Below are 17889 nucleotides of genomic sequence, written 5' to 3' on the forward strand. Positions count from 1 at the left end.
CTGCTGCGCCATCTCCCGGCGCACCGCCTAGCCTTCACAGCGGTCGGTCGACGTTCATGCTTACTTCAGTGACCAGCTTGCGGCGAAGAGCCATGACGTAGTCGTCCGGCCCCTTCGGCGTTATGACGAAGGCTTGGGAACCGCCAATGACCGATTTGGCGAAATAGGATGCCAACGTATTGTCGGGGCTCTCATCTTCCATCGGGATGGCGATCGCGTTGATCGTGTATCCCTTGGCAATGGCGTTCAGCCTGCTCGGCTGAACAGGAAGTCCATCATTGTTCTCACCATTGGAGGAGATGTCGATTACTTTCCTGGCCGCCTTTCCAGGAAACTGGTCGAGCAGAAGACTGCCGATGTCGATGGCTGAGGAAACGGATGTTCCTCTGCGTCCTCTGCGGGTGATCCCGGTATCCCCTTCCTTGCTGATCACCGATGCTGCCGCTCTGGCGTCTTCCAGTCCGCAGATGTTTGTCCACGGAAGCACAGTGCGTGCGTGTCCGGGACTCGACCATTCAAAGTAGGCCACGCTGATGCAGCCAACGTAGTTGCGCGTGATGGCCGCGATGATCTCTGGCGACGTGAGCGCGGCGGCATGACCCTCGCGCTGCAGGTCGGCAATCTTCGGATCGATCGAGGACGAGAAATCGACCGCGAATACGATGGCGACATCGACATCGGCGGCATGTGCCTGCGGTCCCCAAACCATCGAAGCGGCAAGTGCTCCCGCCAGTCTAAGGCACGAGCTAACCCGGTTTGCCGGCCACCTGACCGATCGCGTCGCCGGCTTCGGAATACCCTTCCCTCTCATCCGCGGCTGCTCGTGAAAGGAGCCTGTCACAGACAAGCCAGTTACGTCCTGATGCACAGTTGCGCACATGTCATTCTCCATCGAGCAGCCGTTTCAAAGCGGCCATTTTCAGCAGGTGGAAATTTGGCGAGGGGTGCCCACGCCGAACAGCAGCAGGTCGGCCCTGGTCCACAAAACGTAACAACCAAGCAAGGTCAGTGGCATGGCGAGTAGCGCGAAGGATCCGCCCGACCAGACTTCCGGCAAAGCCAAGCCCAGGGCGACGGCGGCCGCCAAAATCCCGGGCAACCGGCTGGCAAGCACCGCGCTGCGGAATGGATCGGGCCAGGCGGCCGGCCACACCGGAACCTGAGTGCCCGGTGTGTGGTAGGTGCTGCCGAATTTGCCCAGGGCGTGCAGCAGGCCGGACGTCGCCGCAAGCAGAGGATCGCCGAGCAGCAACAGGGCGATGCCGAGCCCGATCGCGCCCAAGCCTGACAGGAAGTCGCCGAGACGGTTGAGGAATAGCAGCAGCAAATTGGCTTTTGTCCTGGACACTCGCCACCCCTCAAACCAAGTCTTCCGTTGACTTGCCCCCCTAATTTAGGAAAGCCTAAGTTACTTGCCGTTACGGCAGCGTTTGAGCGCGGGGGCCAATGGCGGCGAAACGTTAGTTTCGAGTTAGGATTTCGTCAGGCTGGGATAGCGAATGCGAAGTGAGGACAGCGGCGCTGCAAATAGAATCTCACTCTTCGGCGGGTTCCGGATTGATAATGAAACGGCCGGCCCGCTTCGGCTGACCGGGAAACGGGGGCCAGCAATCATTGCTTATCTGGCCCAGAGCCCGGGCATGGCGGCGACGCGGGAGAGGCTGGCGGACCTGTTATGGGGCGACAGCGATAGCGAACATTCGCGCAATAGTCTTCGGCAAACCCTCAGCGTCTTGCGCCGGGATCTATCGCCCGCTCGAGTGGATCTTATCCACTCGAGCGGGGAGTCCATCAATCTCAGGCCTGAGATGGTTCGGGTCGACGTGCAGGAGTTCGAAGCGGGTCTCGGGGCCCGGTCCGCGCACGAACTCGAGACGGCTTTGGCGAGCTACACCGGCCCATTTCTCGACGGACTTTATTTGGGAAGCAGTGGGTTCGATGACTGGGTCGCATCGGAACGCGACAGGCTGCTCGGCCGCGCTCTTGTGTCTTTCGAGAAACTGGCTCGCCTTGTCGACTCTGAAACCGGGCTGGTCCTTGCCGATCGCCTTCTGGCCATGGAACCGACGCGGGAAGAATCTTATCGGCTCAAGATGGAATTATTCCTCGCACGTGGCCAACGCGACAGGGCGATCAAGACATACGAGACTTGCAGAAGCATGCTGAAGAAGGAGTTCGGTGTCGAACCTGGCTCTGAGACGCGGGCGCTTTGGCAATCGCTGCTCCTTGCTGCCGACACGGCGTCAAATGTTCCGTCGGCAAGTGGTAATCCGACCGGCCAGCGCTCCGGGCGCCCGACTATCAGCGTTGCCGACTTCACCAATCTGACCGGAAAGCAAGGCGATGATTTTTTCGCCAGGGGGCTCGTCCAGGACATCACCACGGCGCTCTCCGAGGTAGCCGACTATGTCGTGCTGTCCGCGCCTTCGCCCATGGAGAAGAAAGGCCCAGGCGAAGAAGACAAAACGCCGGGAATGCTCCGGGCGCAATATTTGCTCAGCGGCAGTGTCCAGAGATCCGGCAATGGGCTGAGGGTGAACATCCAGCTTGTCGATACCGCTGGCGGCCAGCATGTCTGGGCCCAGAAATTTGACGGCAACTCAGAGAACGCGCTCGAATTCCAGGACAGGATCGCGCAGTCCGTTGTTCTGGCCGTGATCCTCGAACTTCAACTGACCAATTGGAAAGTCCGTGACAAAAGCCCGCCTGGTCCCCCTGAAGTGCGCAGGTTGGTGAACGAGGCTCTCATGAAGTATTTTGAGATGACGCAGGACTCGCTGTTGGTCGGGATTGAGCTCGCCGAGAAGGCTCTCTTGATAGGTCCCGACAATGCCCGTGCGAAGCGGACGCTCTCGATCGTGATCTCCATGGGCGTGGCGTTTGGCGCACTGCCTCGGAAGGAAGGGTTGATCGAGCGTGCGCTTCAGCTTGCGGAAGCCGCGGTGAGGGCGGTGCCGGACGATGAAATTGCCCGGTGTATCCTGTCATTCGCACTCGAAAGTTCTGGGCGTATCGATGAGGCAGTCGTCGAGTGCCGCCATGCAATCAGCCTCAACCCGAACTATCCAAGTGGTCACGGCGATATTGCGATGCTGTTTGCCCTCCGCGGACAGGTCAGCGAAGCAGTCCGCGAGTCCAACGAGGCAATTCGGCTCGGGGCGTATGACGTCATCGACTTCTGGCGTCACCACGGCTTGGTTGTGGCGCTGTTTGCCGGCGGAGACGATCAGCGGGCGCTCGAAGTCGCCCGCAGGGTGGTCAGGACAAAGCCGGGTTTCGTTCGAGGCGCCCTATATTGGGCTGCGGCCGCGTCGGCAACCGGAAACAACGAAGAGGCGTCCCGGGCCATCCACCATTGCCTCTCACAACTTCCACATCTCAACCTGGGCAATGTCTGCCCCGGCTTTGTGCCACGCTATGTCAAGGATCATCAGCACTCGAGATTCCTTGAAATGTTGTCGAGAGCCGGCCTTCCCAATTGCTAGAGCAAGGTGAGAAATCGCGGCCGGTCGGTGATCGGTTGGTCTCAAGCCAATTTCCGTCTGCCGCTCTCCAGTTTTTTCCAAGACGTTCAAATTTGAGCTTCCGTACTCACGCTTTGTCGAGAGTATCTCCTGTAATCACTTGAACCTCCTGCGCCGAAAGTTTTAGCCGTTCTGAATCGCCGGCGGCGACGATGACGATGAAATAGGAGAACGCAATGTCTCGCAATCACGTTGAACGTCTTGAAGAGTTTAGGGAAATCCTGATCGCGACTCGACGCGAAGGAGTCCGCAATGTGCACCATACTCGCGACGCGATGCGGGCAAGCGGCTTTCAGATCGGAGACAGCGATGGCTCCAGCTACGGAGCCGAGCTGAAGGCGCTCCAAGAGGAAATCGAGGCAGTCGATCGCGCCATCGAAGACGAGAAGCGGTTGGTTTTGGCCCTCGAGAGCGCGGCTCAATCCCGTCGACCGGCTAAACCGAGAATCGTGAAGGGTACATAGCATCAGGCGCGACCGTTGGCGCTCGTTGCGCCGATCGCCCGCGGCCTGGTGTCGGACTCGCCGTCGTGGTGTCATCAGTTGCGTCGGGAAGGAACAGCCGAGATTGCCTTCTGCCGATGTGTCATCTCGCTCAGACTGCGACTAAACGACAAGTGAGATCACCAAAGCCAGCAAGCCGATGCTGGTGAGCACGGCCCGCGCTACATGGGCATATTCCCAACGATCACGAAGTTCGGTCCAATCCGGCTGCGAACCGTCGCGCTTCCCGCCAGCCCCGAAGAAGGCTGCGCCAGGCGCGCCCACCGGCGCGCCTTCCATCCAGTATTTGTTTACCGGGTGGATCGCGAGCCAATAGATCGCGACCGTTGCCAGCAAGGCAAAGAAAGCGAGCAGAACAGCCCAGAAGGCAGTGGTTCCAGCCGGGGCCAGGAACAGCAGGAGACCGGTCACGACGACACTCAGCGGTTCGGCCGCGCCTCCGATCGTGAAGCCGGGATAATAAATGTGCTGCACGGCGCGATATGTGCGCTCGTCGAGGCGCATCTTGCCTGGAAGCTCCAGGGCGTGTGCGACCGATAGCGCCATGGGCAGCGCGGCGATCACGACAGCCACGACTTGCAGCAGGCTGTACATTCCTCGCCTCCGGGTTCGCCATCGACAATACTATGGGGCGAACGCCGATGGGCGCGCGATGTTCCATTGTAGCATCTGGATTTGAGGCCTTTTGGCGCCAGGCAACAGGCCGGCCTGATTGCCAGGCAAACGCGCGCACAAACATGGTCGAGCGCGCCTACAAGGACGTGCGCAACCGAGACGAATGCGAACGCTCAGACCGCGAACGGCTGGATTTGATCGCGCAGAAGCGAAGTCAGGAGTAGCCGCGGAATTCTGTGCCGTTGGGTGGCGAGGCAACCATCTACCCGTCCGCCACCCTCTGGGAACACTGATCGACGCCGTGGCTCAGCCAGCTTTGCTAAGGTGGAGTTCATCGGCAAGCACACGTTCGTTGGGATCGATCGGACCCAGGTTCTTGACGACCTGGAAGCGACCGCCCTGCGCCTGCGCGATGTACATGTTCATGCGAACATGGTGCTGGCCGGGGACCATTTCGGCCGGGCCGCCTGGGCCCTCGCTGATGCGGGCGTGATCGAGTGCCCGGATGACCGCGCCCTGCTCGAGCGTGCCGGCTTCGTTCACTGCTGCTTCCCACATCTTGATTGCCCGGTAGTGGCCAGTGCAGCCGCTGCCTGCGGTCAATATGGCGCTGCCGGAGAATCGGTCCTGGTAGCGACGCAGGAGCGCTCGGCCAAACGGATCCTCGAGCTCCTGATAGTAGTCGAGGCAGCTGTAGAGGCCTTCGATCTGTTCGGACGGCACGAGATTGAAGAAGTTCTCGTCGAAGTAGGTGCAGACGATCTTGCCGCCGCATTTGCCGAAACCGGCTTTGTACAGCTCTTCGAAGAACGGTGTCAGGCCCGGCGGAACGATGGTATTGAAAATCACGTCGGTGCCGCTCGCCATGATCTGATGCACAGTCCGCCTGAAATCGATGGTGTCCAGCGGAAAATACTCCTCGCCGACGATCTCGCCGCCATTGGCACGCACCACCCGGCTCGCCGCCTTGTTCAGCAGATGGGGCCAGATGTAATCAGCCGACGGCAAATAAAACCGCTTCGCGCCGGTGCTGTTCATGAGCCACGGTATCAATGGCTCAACCTGCTGCGCGGGGACGGGTCCCGTGCAGAAGATCAGGGGATGGTTTTCCTGTCCCTCATATTGCTCGGTATAGATGTAGAGCGTCCTGCCCCGCGTAACCGCCTCGCTCTTGATGGCCTGTCGGGTTGAGCTGTAGATGCCGCCTACGACCAGGTCGACCTTGTCGACGTCGATCAGCTTCGCGGTCCTTGCCTTGGCGGCGCCGTCGATGGTTTCGCCATCCTCGATGACAAGCTCCAGCGGCCGGCCGAGCAAGCCGCCCCTTGCGTTGATATCGTCGACGAGCATGGTGGTGAGGTTCGCATTGGCGATGCCCATGAAAGACAACGGGCCGGTGAGTTCGGCGATAAGGCCGATCTTGATGGGTTTCGGATTCATTTGATCTCTCCAAATCTTGGGGGTTCGTCGGGCGCGCGCCGCCGCCGGGTGGCAGGCGGCGCTCAGCGAGGGGACCTCAGGCCTCGTAGTGGCCGAGCAGGAATGCTGCCTGCGGCTTGCCGACATGGCCGGCTTCCTGCAGGATCGCGGGCACCTCCGGATCCGACACGAAATTCTTCCAGCCCTCGGCGTCCCAGTCGAAGATCGCCCAGACGCGGTCTGGCTCGCTTGGGTCGCGGAAGACGGTCGCACCATTCGAGCCGTGCAGCCGGCGCTTGTCGGCGCCCTTGGTCGAAAAGATACGGATGAAGTGGTCGATATCAGCCACTTTGGTCGTTGCGAGAAGCATTTGATTTCCTCCTGTCGGTCGCGGCCACCATTGGTCCGTCGACAGGATCACGATGCGCGCCCCGGAGCGGGCGCACATGGGGTGGATTCCCTATGTCTGCGTCTCGCCTGGCCGGACAAGGCCGTGCTCGACCGCATAGAGCGCTGCTGCCGCGCGGGTGGTCACGCCGATCTTGGCATAGACGCTCTGGATATGGTGGTCGGCGGTCTTGGGCGAGATATCCAGCTTGCGCGCCGCTTCCTTCGCCGTAAGGCCGGCGGCAATCAGGCGCAGCACCTCGATTTCGCGCGGCGTTATTCCAGCCAGCGGCCGGGGCGGCGTCCGGCGCGACGGTTGCCCGGCGAAGGACAGCACGGCCTCGGCAGCGTCAGGGCAGATGCAGCCCTCGCGAACGGCGGCACGTAACTGGCTTGCCGCCGCATCACTGGACAGTGCCCGGCGGTGAGGGCGTTCCTCTCGCGACGTCTGGAATGCTTCGGCAGCGGCCAGGATCCTCGCCGCCGGGGACAGGTCGGAGGCGTGGACCTTGCGGTGATAGCCCGAGCCGTCCAGGCGTTCGTGATGGCGAAGCACGAGAGCAGCCATCGCTTCGCCCTCGCGACCGAACGAGGCCAGCGCCCGCTCGCCGTAGTAGGCATGCAGCTGCGCCGCGTCGCGCTCACGGACAGACAGCGGGCCGTTACGCATCCAAGTCGCCACCGGCACCACGAGTTCGCCAATATCGTGGATACAACCCGACCAGCGCAGCGCACGCAGGTCGTTGGCGGGAAGCTTCATTTGTCCCCCGGCTCCCTCGGCCAGTTGCGCCACCATCCGTGAATGGCCGTAGGTAAGCGGCATGCGCATGTCGATCATGTCGGCGATGGCAAGGAACGCCTCGTCGCAGCCTGCCTCGTCCAGCGTCACCGGCGGATCGGGCTCGAGCGCCAGTATCGTCTCGCGGTCGACCGTTGCGCCGATCCCCTCCATCAGCGCCGGCGCGTTGGCTGAGACGAGCCGGGCCAGATCCGCTTCGTATGGGCCATCCGCGCGACTGGCGATGGTTTCGGCCATTTCCTCGATGCCGACGGCTTCGCTGAGCGCGATGGCATCCTGCGCCAGCGTAATCAGGCGCACGGCTGGCAGGACATCCTCGCCGCTCAATCCACGCGGCAGGCCCTTGCCGTCCCAGCGTTCGTAGATCTGCCCGAGATTGTGCCGAATCTCCTCGGAAAGGCCGAGCCGTTGGCCGATCCGCTGCGCGACCTCGCAATGCGCGGTAAGCACCGGGCGCGCGACCGCGAGCGCCTGCGACATCGCGGCCTCGATTGCCCTGGCCTGCGCGTCAGGCTCGAGATCATAGTAGAACCGCTTGAAGGCCTGCACGAACACTCTGCCCAGTTCCGCCCGATTGCCCATGTCAAGACCGACAAGATCCTGACGGAGCGCGATTTCGTCGCCGAAGGTGGCCGACAGAAGGTCCGTGTCGGCATTGCAGCCGACATAGCGCAGCATCGACTGGTGGTAGGCATTGCGCCGAACCTCATCGGGAACACCCCCCAGGGCGGCGATCCGCATTGCAAGCACACAAGATTTCAGCGCGAAGTCGCGAGAATGGCCAGTGGCGAGATCGGAAGCATAGGCCAGGACCATCATGAAGTCCGCGCGGCGCATCGAGACGTCTGTCATCGCACACCCCCCAGTGAGTCCCATGCTAGCCCCGTGGGCCGTCAATACCTAGGGGAAAATCCCAAGCTTGACGTATCGACGCGCGCCTGCATTCCGCCTCCCCTCTCCCTCGCAAGCCTGCCACAAGCTTGTTGAGGCATGGTCTGGCCAAGGAAAACCGGCAAAAGGCGGACTTTCTTGGCGATTTCTCCACCCAGCGACATCGTTATGGATGTCGCCCGAGCCGCGGAGCCGGCGGACATCGAGGCTGCCCGCGCCGCGCTGACGAAGCGCGCGGGCGGTGCTGCCGGCACGTTCTCGGTCGACGCCGCCGCGTCGGTCGATGCCGGCTCGATCCTGTCGCGCGCCACGGCCGACAAGGCCGCGGCGACAGCCGACCCGGCCAAGAAATTCAAGAAATTCGAAGCGATGGTCTTGCAGACCTTCATCCAGAACATGCTGCCCAAGGACACCGAAGGCGTCTACGGCACGGGTCTCGCCGGCGACATGTGGAAATCGCAGCTTGCCGAGCGTGTCGCCGACGTCATGGCCGATCGCGGCGGCATCGGCATCGCCAAGTCGCTGCTCGCCGACCACTACATGGACGGCAAGCGCAAGGTGCCGATCGGCCCGGTTTCAAATGGACCGGAGAAGACCGAGATCGACCAGCAAACCCGTCTGTCCACTTCGCTCGTCCAGGAATTGCAGCGCAAGGCCGCAAGGTCGATGACCGGCGACGAGATAACCACAAAAACAGACATCAAGATCTAAACTGGGAAACGCCATGGCCGACATTACGGAATTCACCCCAAACCTGCCGGCGCGCACGACAGAATCGGAAACACCGATCCAGTTCGCACGGCCTGGAAACCTGGCCGCCATCATCGGCCGCATCGAGGAAGTGGTCGAGGAAGAGACCGCCGGCATCCGTAGCGACACCAGCTACGACCTCAAGGCGTCGAACGCCCGCAAGAGCCGCTATCTCTATGAACTGACCCGCGCCATGAAGGGCGGCAGCGAGGTCGAATTCCTCGAGCAGCACCGCGAGGGCCTGACCCGGCTGCGCCAGAAGCTGGCGAGGAACGAGGCGGCGATCCTGGCGCATCTCTCCGCCGTCAACGAGGTTGCCGGCCTGTTGCGGACCGCCATTCAGCGCGCCGAGACCGACGGCACCTACTCCGCCGTTGAATTCGGCAGGAAAGGTTAGGGCGCGATGATTTCGGGCTCGGGCTCTCGATGATCAAGGTCATTGCCATCGCGGTCTGGATCTGCGCCGCCACGCTCGGCGCGGTGTTCTATTCGTTCCAGGCAGCGGGTGAAAAAGGTGTCGGCGAAACCCCGAAGCCGATGCTGGGCGGGTTGGACTACGTCAAGACCGACATCATTTCGGTGCCGCTGATCCACAACGCCTCGATCGACGGCTACTTCCTGACCAAGCTCGTCTACACTGTCGAGCCGGAGCAGATAAAGAAGCTGTCGATCCCGGCCGACGCGCTGATCACCGATCAGGTCTACACCTACCTCTATTCCAATCCCCAGATCGACTTCACCAACAAGCAAACGATCGACCTCGATGCCTTTCGCGCCGCGATCCGCGACACCATCAACACCCGTGTCGGCGCGAACCTGGTGCATGAGGTCCTGATCGATCAGGTCAACTTCCTGTCGAAGGACGAGATCCGCGACAACTGGCTGCGCCGCAAGAAAAGCGAGACCGCAAGCGAGATGACCAAGGCGTTCAAGGACCATTGAGCTCCGCAAGGTGCTGCCCGTGCCGACGCCGGCATGTGCGGCGATAGGAACCAGCCCCTGCAAACCGCGTTGACGTAAACGTCAATCCGAAGCTATATGCGGCAGCGATCATGATCGCCAAAGATGCGGCACGGGCTTCCGCCGGACCGAAATGCCCTGCGCTACAGATACAACCAGACAAGCAGATGCAACCAGACAGGAGAACAGCGTGAGCGTTCAGCAGATTGCGGAGAAGATCAAGTCACGCGTGGCCAGCAGCGGGTTCGATCGTTCCGTGAAGTTCGACACCGGCAGCGACGGCGTCATCGTCATCGACGGTGCCACCGTCTCGAACACCGATGCCCCGACCGATTGCACCATCAAGCTCTCGCTCGACGACCTGGACTCGCTGATCGCGGGCGATCTGAACCCGACCATGGCGTTCATGACCGGCAAGATCAAAGTCGAAGGCGACATGACGGTCGCCATGGCGCTGAGCCAGTTGATCGGCTGAGTGCGCGGCCGCTTGAACGCGGCTTTTTGAGATCAGACAAACGCCGCCTTTCGGCGGCGTTTGTCTGAGGAGTGATGGGTTAGTGTCTTAGGCCGCCAGCGTCGGCGCCTGCGCCTTCAGCTTGCGGCCGGCAGCCTTCAGCGTGCCCATAGCGCCGTCAAGCGCCCCGTCCACCAGTTCCAGTGCCAGCAGCCGATGCCGCTCATAAGGTCCGGGCATGGCGAGCGAACCGGTCCTGGCGGCCGAGAACCCAAAGCGTCCGTAGTAGGGCGCATCGCCCACCAGAAGGATTGCCGCGTGGCCGAGGCGCGCCGCCTCGGCGATGGCATGGCGCATCAGCGCCGAACCGATGCCGGCGTTCTTGAGCGACGGGTCGACGGCGAGCGGGCCAAGCAGCAATGCCGCCGCACCGCCCTCGCCCAGCCTGACATCCCACAGCCGCACCGTGCCGGCAACGCCGCCCGAGGCATCGCGCGCGACGAAGGCCAGGCCTTCCGAAGGCCGGCGGCCGCGCCGCAGCTTCTCCGACGATTTGGTCTTGCGCTTCGGCCCCATGGCACGATCGAGCAAGGCTTCGCGCGCCGCGACGTCGGCAACGGTTTCCGCGACCATCATGAAGGCCGGCGCATGAGCTACGAGTTCAACTGACATTTCCATTTCCGCAATCCCTGGCGAGCGGAGATCTGTTCCACAGGCGAGCCCGGGTGGGCGACATGCGCCCACCTGGGATGATCTGATCGGCTCTCTCAGCGCATTTTCGGGCGAAATCGTGTCCGGTTCGCCGTTCGAAAATGCGCCAAGGAAGCGCCGTCAGATCACGTAGGATCGGAGAGGCTCGAAGCCGTTGAACGCGACCGCCGAGTAGGTTGTCGTGTAGGCGCCGGTGCCTTCGATCAGCACCTCGTCGCCGATGGTCAGCGACAAGGGCAGCGGATAGGGCGTCTTTTCGTACATCACGTCGGCCGAATCGCAAGTCGGGCCGGCGAGCACGCAAGGCGCGGTCTCCGTGCCGTCATGACGGGTGACGATCGGGTAGCGGATCGCCTCGTCCATCGTCTCGGCCAGGCCACCGAACTTGCCGATGTCGAGGAACACCCAGCGCACATTGTCGTTATCGGCCTTCTTCGAGATCAGCACGACTTCCGACTTGATGACGCCGGCATTGCCCACCATGCCACGGCCCGGCTCGATGATGGTCTCCGGGATCGCGTTGCCGAAATGCTTGCGCAGCGCCGAGAAGATCGCCTGGCCATAGGCCTGGGCCGCCGGCACGTCGCGCAGGTAGCGCGTCGGGAAACCGCCGCCCATGTTCACCATCTTCAAGACGATGCCTTCCTCGGCGAGCGTCGCGAAAACCGTCTTGGCGTCGCGCAGCGCACGGTCCCAGGCGGTCAGGTCGGTCTGCTGCGAGCCGACATGGAACGACACGCCATAGGCGTCGAGGCCGAGGCCCTTGGCATGGCGCAGCACGTCGACGGCCATCGCTGGCACGCAGCCGAACTTGCGCGACAGCGGCCATTCGGCGCCCTCGCCGTCGGTCAGCACGCGGCAGAACACGCGCGCGCCTGGAGCGACGCGGGCGATCTTCTCGACCTCCTCGACGCAATCGACCGCGAACAGGCGGATGCCGAGCTGGTAGGCGCGTGCGATGTCACGCTCCTTCTTGATGGTGTTGCCGAAGGAGATGCGGTCCGCCGGCGCACCGGCGTCCATCGCCATCTCGACTTCGGCAACGGAAGCGGTGTCGAAGGACGAGCCCATCGCAGCAAGGAGACGCAGGATTTCCGGCGCCGGGTTTGCTTTCACCGCATAGTAGATCCTGGAATCGGGCAGCGCCTTCTCGAAGGCGCGGAAATTGTCGCGAACGACATCGAGGTCGACGACGAGGCAAGGGCCGGTCGGACGTCGGGTGGCGAGGAAGTCGAGGATGCGCTGAGTGGCCATCGGGATTCTCCATCACGCCTTTCGGCGCGCACAAGGGTGCGGACGCGGGCTTTCGGCCTCGCGAACACGCGGTGGACAAAGGCGGGACGGAAAATCATGGAACCAGCCGGTGGAGACCCCGGAACCATGAAACGCCGTCTCGCGGCGATGAACCTCAGCCTTGCCCGGCTTCGGTTCGCTTTGTCTGCCTTGGCTTGGATTGGGAGAACCCCGTTCCGCACTGCCGGCAATGATGGTGTGCCTCTTCAGTAACCCCGGTCTTTGGACAACCGGCAGAGAACCAGAAAGGCCCGCACCGTCGTTGCTTCAAGGTGTCCTCGGTCTGGCGGTTGGCCGCTAAACCGACTGGAGGGGTTAGCTCCAGTTACCTTACCGATTTCCCTCGCCATTCGAGGATCGGCGGACACCCACAGGCACGTGCGACTTTGGGCAAGCGCGATATAAGAGCGAAGAGTTTCACAATCAATAAAAATCGTATCCAAGGTTGTAAAATTTCTGGCGTCGAACAATGTTGGCTCAACCGTATCCGGATAGCGAACGATGACAGGCACGCGTGGCCCTCTCAATGCCTTTCTCGATCTTCGCCAGATGCCGGTGGCGCATGCCGCGCTTGGCCCGCTGGCCGGCCTGCGGCTGGCCGTAAAGGACATCTACGACGTTGCCGGCTATCGCAGCGGCTGTGGCAATCCCAGGAAATTCGCCGATAGCCCTGCCGTCTCGCGCACGGCGCCGGCGGTGCAGATGATTCTCGATGCCGGCGCGCGCTTCGTCGGCAAGACACAGACCGACGAGCTTGCCTTCGCGCTGTTCGGCCAGAACGCGCATTTTTCGTTTCCGGTGAACCCGGCCGCGCCCGACCGCGTCACCGGCGGCTCGTCGTCGGGATCGGCTGCGGCGGTGGCGGGCAAGCTCGCCGACATCGCCACCGGCTCCGACACCGGCGGCTCGATCCGCGCGCCGGCGAGCTTTTGCGGGCTGATCGGGCTGCGCACCACGCATGGCCGCATTTCGCTCGACGGCACCATGAAGCTGGCGCCGAGTTTCGACACTTTCGGCTGGTTCGCCGACGACATCGAGACTTACGAGACCGTCGGCAAGCTTCTGCTCGGCCGCGACCCGCACCATCACCATCTGGACCGCCCGCTGGCGCTCGGCTGGCTGGACGAGCTGGTCGCCCGCCCGGCACTTGCCGAATATGCCGAAATGAAGAGGTTGGCGAGCGCGGTTTTCGGCGCGCAGGCGACGCCGACGACGCCCTTCAGTTCGTCTCCGGATGAACTCTACTGGTGCTTTCGCCGCCTCCAGGCCAAGGAAGCCTGGGGCGTGCATGGCGAATGGATCACCAGCGGCGAGCGTGACCTCGGCCCCGGCGTCGAGGAGCGTTTCGGCTTCGGCCGCGCCGTCGACGAGCGGACGGCGCAGGCTGAGGAGGTGCGAAGGCTGGTCTTTCGCGATGAACTCGGCGCCCTGCTCGGCAAGGACGGCTTCCTCGTTCTGCCGACGGTGCCGGGCCCGGCGCCCTATGTCGACTCGACGCCGGAGCAATTCCAGGCCTATCGCGAGCGGGCGCTGCACCTTCTGTGCCTCGCCGGGCTCTCCGGCTTTCCACAGATCACCTTGCCCATCGGCTCGGTCGCCGGCGCTCCGTTCGGCCTGTCGCTGCTTGGCCCTTCCGGCAGCGACATTGCCCTGATACGGCTCGGCCGAAAACTTCTCGACGCAGCAAAGGCCTGACAATGGACACACTGACCCGCATGCGCGCCTTCATCGACGTCGTCGAGGCCGAAGGCTTTTCGGCGGCCGCGCGCAAGATCGGCCGCTCCAAGGCGCTGCTGTCGAAATATGTGCGCGAGCTGGAGGACGAGCTCGGCGCGCTGCTCCTCAACCGCACCACGCGCCAGTTCTCGATGACCGAGGCCGGCCACACCTATTACCGGCGCGCCTCCGAGATCGTGCGCGAGGTCGACAGCCTCGCCGACGCCGTGCGCGAATCATCCGGCGACGTGCGTGGCCGCATCAAGGTGTCGGCGCCGCGCACCTTCGCCGACGCGCCGATCGGTCAATCGCTGATCGACTTCGCCAAGCAGCACCCCGACATCGTGCTCGATATCCAGCTCGACGACCGCTTCGTCGATCTGGTCGAGGAAGGCTTCGACCTCGCGGTCCGCATCTCGCGCCTGGAGAATTCGTCGCTGATCGCCAGGCGGCTGGCGCCGTTTTCGGTAAAACTCTGCGCCTCGCCGGAGTTGATCGCCAAGCATGGCATGCCGACGCGGCCGCAGGACCTCGGCCACATGCCTTGCATCGTCGACACCAATGGCCGCGGGCTGAACAACTGGCCGTTCAAGGGTGACAATAACGACCAGCTGAGCGTCGCGGTGTCGGGCCCGATCGAGGTCAACAGCCCGATGGCGGCGCGCGCCGCCGCCATATCGGGGCTCGGATTCTGCATCCTGCCGGATTTCATCGCCGCGCCCGATTTGAAGAGCGGCCTGCTGGTGACGGCGCTCGATGACCGCATCCTGTCCGGCGGCGGCATCTTCGCCGTCTACCCGCACCGCCGCTATCTGCCGGCCAAGGTCCGCGTCTTCGTCGACTTCCTGGTGCAATGGTTCAGGACGCGCGAGATCGCCTAGCCGGTTTTAACCGTCTCAAGGTCCCAATTTCGCCCCCTTTCTGGTCACTCTCGACATCTCTCCGAGGCCAATGGAATCGCGACCGGTAATGCACCTGAAACGGCACGCAATCATGCTGGCTTCGGCCTTGACGACGATCTTTGCCGCGACTGGTCCAGCTTACGTGCACCCGCACGTCTTCGCCGAGGCGCGCCTCGACGTGATCCTCGGCCCGGATCACCAAACCGTGAAGGCGCTGCGCCATCTGTGGCGCTTCGACGACCTGTTTTCGAGTACGGTGATGATGGAGTTCGACAAGAACTCCGATCTGAAACTTGACGACAAGGAGCTGAAGGAGGTCGCCGACACGGTTCACGCCTCGCTGGCCGAGTTCAACTATTTCCAGCTCGTCACCCAGAACGGCAAGGACGTGACGATGGTGCCGCCGCCGCATCTGATGGCCAATTTCGACAACGACCAGCTGATCATCCTGTTCGAGTCCGAGCCCAAGGTCCCGATCAAGCTGACCGGCACGATCGACATCGGCGTCTACGACCCGACCTTCTACACGGCGATCGACTTCACCGAGGATTCCAACATTACGGTCGAAGGCCTGCCGTCCAATTGCACCAGCAAGGTGATCCGTCCGGACCCGGATGAGGCGATCAAGGAAAACCAGAAGACCCTGACGGATGCCTTCTTCAACGACCCGACAGGCACCGACATGAGCAAGATCTTTGCCACCAAGCTCGAACTGACCTGTCAGCCAGAAGGATGAAGCCGGTGACGAAACCGTCCCTGCGTTTGGCATTCGGCCTGTTGGCCCTGACCTTTGCCGCGATGCATTTCGCCAACGCCGCGCATGCCCAGTCCTCGCTCGGTATCGGCGTCAATGACGGCATGGCGCCGAGCACCGGTCCGTTCGCCCACATCCTGATGTGGATCAATCTGCGCCAGCAGGAATTCTACCGCGCGCTGGCGACAGCCATGAAGGCGATGCGCCAGGACAACAGCAAGATCTGGATCCTTATCGGCCTGTCCTTCGCCTATGGCATCTTCCATGCCGCCGGCCCCGGCCACGGCAAAGCCGTCATCTCGTCCTACATGGTGGCCAATGAAGTGGCGCTACGGCGCGGCATCCTGTTGTCCTTCGTCTCGGCCCTGCTCCAGGGGCTGACGGCGATTGTGGTCATGCTGCTCGCCTATTTCGTCCTGCGCGGCACCACCATCTCGATGACCGACGCGGCCTGGTTCATGGAGGTCATGAGCTTTGCGCTGGTCACCCTGTTCGGCGCCTGGCTGCTGTGGCGCAAGCTCGGCCCGTCTATCCTGCGCCTGTTTGGCAAAGGTCCCGCCTACAGCCTGTCGGCGGCTCATGCCGGGCATTCTCATGGTGGCCATTCTCATGCGGGTCACTCTCACGCGGGCCACTCTCACGCAGCCCATTCGCATGCCGCGCACAGCCATTCGGCGCATGCCCATTCGCACGCGGTCCATGTGCATGACGATCACGGCCATGAGCATGACCATTCGCACGATGATCACGACCATAGCGCGCATGACCACCATCATGACCATGGTGCGCATACCCATCACGATCACGCTGCGGGCGAGGTCTGCGAAACCTGCGGCCACTCGCACGCACCCGATCCGGCGCTTCTGTCGGGCGATCGCTTCGATTGGCGCACCGCGTGGTCGGCGGTGGCCGCGGTCGGCATCCGCCCCTGCTCCGGCGCGCTGATCGTGCTCAGCTTCGCCCTGCTCAACGGGCTGTGGCTCGGCGGCCTGCTGTCGGTGCTGGCGATGTCGATCGGCACCGCCATCACCGTCTCGGTACTGGCGACGCTTGCCGTGACCGCCAAGAACTGGGCGGTATATTTCGCCGGCGACGGCCGCATGGGCAACCGCATCCATTCGATCGTCGAGATCGGCGGCGCCGCCTTCGTGTTCCTGTTCGGACTTTTGCTGCTGTCGGCGAGCCTGACAGGCAGCGTCTAGGCCTGCTCGAACGGATGGGCTGCACGAACTCCTAATCGGGGAGCTTGCCGCCTAGTTCATCCTCGATATGAGCGCGGATGATCTCGTCAAAACTCTTTTCGGCGCTGAAGCCAAGCTCCCGTGATCGCTTCGCCTCGAACCGGGTCGGCCAGCCCTTGACGATCGCCCAGATCGTCTCGTCCGGAACCTCGCGGATCAGGCTCACCGCCTTGGCCCCGGCGATGCGTTCCAGCGCCTCGATCTGCTCGCCGACGGTGACGGCGACGCCAGGCATCGTCAGATTGCGGCGCGGCCCGACGGCGGCGCCGTCGATCCCGGCGGCATGGATCAGGAAATTGACGGCCGAGCGCGGGCTGGCGTGGGTGTGCACGACCGAGCGCGGCACCGGCAGGATCGCTACATGGCCGCTCAACGGCTCGCGGATGATGCCGGAGAAGAAGCCGGAGGCCGCCTTGTTCGGCTTGCCGGGCCGCACGCAGATGGTCGGCAGCCGGATGCCGATGCCATCGAAGAAGCCGCGCCGGGAATAGTCGGCCAGCAGCGCTTCGCTCATCTGCTTCTGGGTGCCGTAGGAGGTCAGCGGCGTCGGATGGAAGTCGTCGGGAATGACATCCGGGAATGGCGCGCCGAATACCGCGATCGACGAGGTGAAGACGACGCGCGGCGCAAAGCCGGCCAGCCGGATAGCGTCGAACAGGGCGCGCGTGCCGTCGAGATTGACGCGGTAGCCGAGATCGAAATTCGCTTCCGCCTCGCCCGACACGATGCCGGCAAGATGGAACACGACATCGGGTCGCGAAGCCACCAGGCCTTCGGCGGCGCCCGCCGCGGCCAGATCGCCCGTATGGGTATTGATGCTGACACCGTCCATCGCCGGCGCCTGCGGCGGCACAATGTCGTGCAAATCGAGCGCGGTGATCTTCTCGGCCCGCAGCGCGCCGTCCTTTGCCAGCCGGGCGATGAGCTTGCGGCCGACCATGCCCGCGGCGCCCGTGATCAGAATGCGCAT

At 63.0% G+C, this 17889-nt stretch carries 19 protein-coding genes; 10 read left to right on the plus strand and 9 right to left on the minus strand.

Annotated elements, in window-relative coordinates:
- Positions 1-34 precede the first annotated feature (34 nt).
- Together X743_RS155405 and X743_RS155400 are read right to left on the minus strand one after the other, a co-directional pair.
- Entirely contained in the window at positions 35-880 is an 846-nt protein-coding gene (locus X743_RS155405) for a DUF1194 domain-containing protein (RefSeq protein ID WP_023765769.1), read from the minus strand.
- A gap of 39 nt (positions 881-919) precedes the next feature.
- Positions 920-1327 carry a hypothetical protein gene (locus X743_RS155400; RefSeq protein ID WP_023765770.1) on the minus strand — a complete coding sequence of 136 codons (408 nt, stop codon included), beginning with the start codon at positions 1325-1327 and terminating at the stop codon, positions 920-922.
- Positions 1328-1499: 172 nt separating this feature from the next.
- On the opposite strand from X743_RS155400, the gene X743_RS155395 reads away from it, so the two are divergent.
- Together X743_RS155395 and X743_RS155390 are read left to right on the plus strand one after the other, a co-directional pair.
- The gene (locus X743_RS155395; RefSeq protein WP_023765771.1) at positions 1500-3485 is read left to right on the plus strand and encodes a BTAD domain-containing putative transcriptional regulator; all 1986 of its coding nucleotides are present in this window, start codon (positions 1500-1502) and stop codon (positions 3483-3485) included.
- Positions 3486-3700: 215 nt separating this feature from the next.
- Positions 3701-3988 (plus strand): hypothetical protein, encoded by a 288-nt coding sequence (locus X743_RS155390; protein ID WP_023765772.1) that lies wholly within the window; start codon positions 3701-3703, stop codon positions 3986-3988.
- A 141-nt stretch (positions 3989-4129) separates the two neighbouring features.
- Here the strand turns inward: X743_RS155390 and X743_RS155385 are convergent, their stop codons facing one another.
- The 4 genes from X743_RS155385 to X743_RS155370 form a co-directional block, all read right to left on the minus strand.
- On the minus strand, positions 4130-4621 hold the full coding sequence (locus X743_RS155385; RefSeq protein ID WP_023765773.1) for a DUF1772 domain-containing protein: 492 nt from the start codon (positions 4619-4621) through the stop codon (positions 4130-4132).
- A gap of 327 nt (positions 4622-4948) precedes the next feature.
- Positions 4949-6082, minus strand: a complete 1134-nt coding sequence (locus X743_RS155380; protein ID WP_023765775.1) for a substrate-binding protein — start codon at positions 6080-6082, stop codon at positions 4949-4951.
- Between the two features lie 76 nt (positions 6083-6158).
- Positions 6159-6431 (minus strand): hypothetical protein, encoded by a 273-nt coding sequence (locus X743_RS155375; RefSeq protein ID WP_023765776.1) that lies wholly within the window; start codon positions 6429-6431, stop codon positions 6159-6161.
- Between the two features lie 90 nt (positions 6432-6521).
- Positions 6522-8099 carry an HD domain-containing phosphohydrolase gene (locus X743_RS155370; protein ID WP_023765777.1) on the minus strand — a complete coding sequence of 526 codons (1578 nt, stop codon included), beginning with the start codon at positions 8097-8099 and terminating at the stop codon, positions 6522-6524.
- A 138-nt stretch (positions 8100-8237) separates the two neighbouring features.
- On the opposite strand from X743_RS155370, the gene X743_RS155365 reads away from it, so the two are divergent.
- The 4 genes from X743_RS155365 (at position 8238) to X743_RS155350 (ending at position 10323) form a co-directional block, all read left to right on the plus strand.
- Entirely contained in the window at positions 8238-8849 is a 612-nt protein-coding gene (locus X743_RS155365) for a rod-binding protein (RefSeq protein WP_031257726.1), read from the plus strand.
- Between the two features lie 13 nt (positions 8850-8862).
- Complete coding sequence (locus X743_RS155360; protein WP_013893173.1) at positions 8863-9285, plus strand: hypothetical protein; 423 nt, start codon at positions 8863-8865, stop codon at positions 9283-9285.
- 29 nt (positions 9286-9314) lie between these two features.
- Positions 9315-9830: a hypothetical protein gene (locus X743_RS155355; RefSeq protein WP_013893172.1), complete on the plus strand. Its 516-nt coding sequence runs from the start codon at positions 9315-9317 to the stop codon at positions 9828-9830.
- Positions 9831-10038: 208 nt separating this feature from the next.
- Positions 10039-10323 (plus strand): SCP2 sterol-binding domain-containing protein, encoded by a 285-nt coding sequence (locus X743_RS155350; protein ID WP_023765779.1) that lies wholly within the window; start codon positions 10039-10041, stop codon positions 10321-10323.
- Positions 10324-10410: 87 nt separating this feature from the next.
- Here X743_RS155350 and X743_RS155345 read toward each other — a convergent pair whose 3' ends face one another.
- Together X743_RS155345 and odc2 are read right to left on the minus strand one after the other, a co-directional pair.
- Entirely contained in the window at positions 10411-10980 is a 570-nt protein-coding gene (locus X743_RS155345) for an N-acetyltransferase (protein WP_023765780.1), read from the minus strand.
- A gap of 153 nt (positions 10981-11133) precedes the next feature.
- Positions 11134-12267: an ornithine/lysine decarboxylase gene (gene odc2, locus X743_RS155340; protein WP_023765781.1), complete on the minus strand. Its 1134-nt coding sequence runs from the start codon at positions 12265-12267 to the stop codon at positions 11134-11136.
- Between the two features lie 540 nt (positions 12268-12807).
- Between odc2 and X743_RS155335 the strand changes: the two genes are divergently transcribed.
- From X743_RS155335 to X743_RS155320, 4 genes are all read left to right on the plus strand, one after another.
- On the plus strand, positions 12808-14001 hold the full coding sequence (locus X743_RS155335) for an amidase (RefSeq protein WP_023765782.1): 1194 nt from the start codon (positions 12808-12810) through the stop codon (positions 13999-14001).
- Positions 14002-14003: 2 nt separating this feature from the next.
- Positions 14004-14903 carry a LysR family transcriptional regulator gene (locus X743_RS155330; RefSeq protein ID WP_013893168.1) on the plus strand — a complete coding sequence of 300 codons (900 nt, stop codon included), beginning with the start codon at positions 14004-14006 and terminating at the stop codon, positions 14901-14903.
- An 88-nt stretch (positions 14904-14991) separates the two neighbouring features.
- On the plus strand, positions 14992-15660 hold the full coding sequence (locus X743_RS155325) for a DUF1007 family protein (protein ID WP_023765783.1): 669 nt from the start codon (positions 14992-14994) through the stop codon (positions 15658-15660).
- Positions 15657-16880, plus strand: a complete 1224-nt coding sequence (locus tag X743_RS155320) for a nickel/cobalt transporter (RefSeq protein ID WP_023765784.1) — start codon at positions 15657-15659, stop codon at positions 16878-16880. Before X743_RS155325 ends, X743_RS155320 begins: the two co-directional genes overlap by 4 nt.
- 31 nt (positions 16881-16911) lie before the next feature.
- Here the strand turns inward: X743_RS155320 and denD are convergent, their stop codons facing one another.
- Positions 16912-17889, minus strand: coding sequence for a D-erythronate dehydrogenase (gene denD, locus X743_RS155315; RefSeq protein WP_023765785.1), 978 nt, complete (start codon positions 17887-17889; stop codon positions 16912-16914).

The sequence above is a fragment of the Mesorhizobium sp. LNHC232B00 genome (assembly GCF_000502435.1).
Lineage (GTDB): Bacteria > Pseudomonadota > Alphaproteobacteria > Rhizobiales > Rhizobiaceae > Mesorhizobium > Mesorhizobium opportunistum.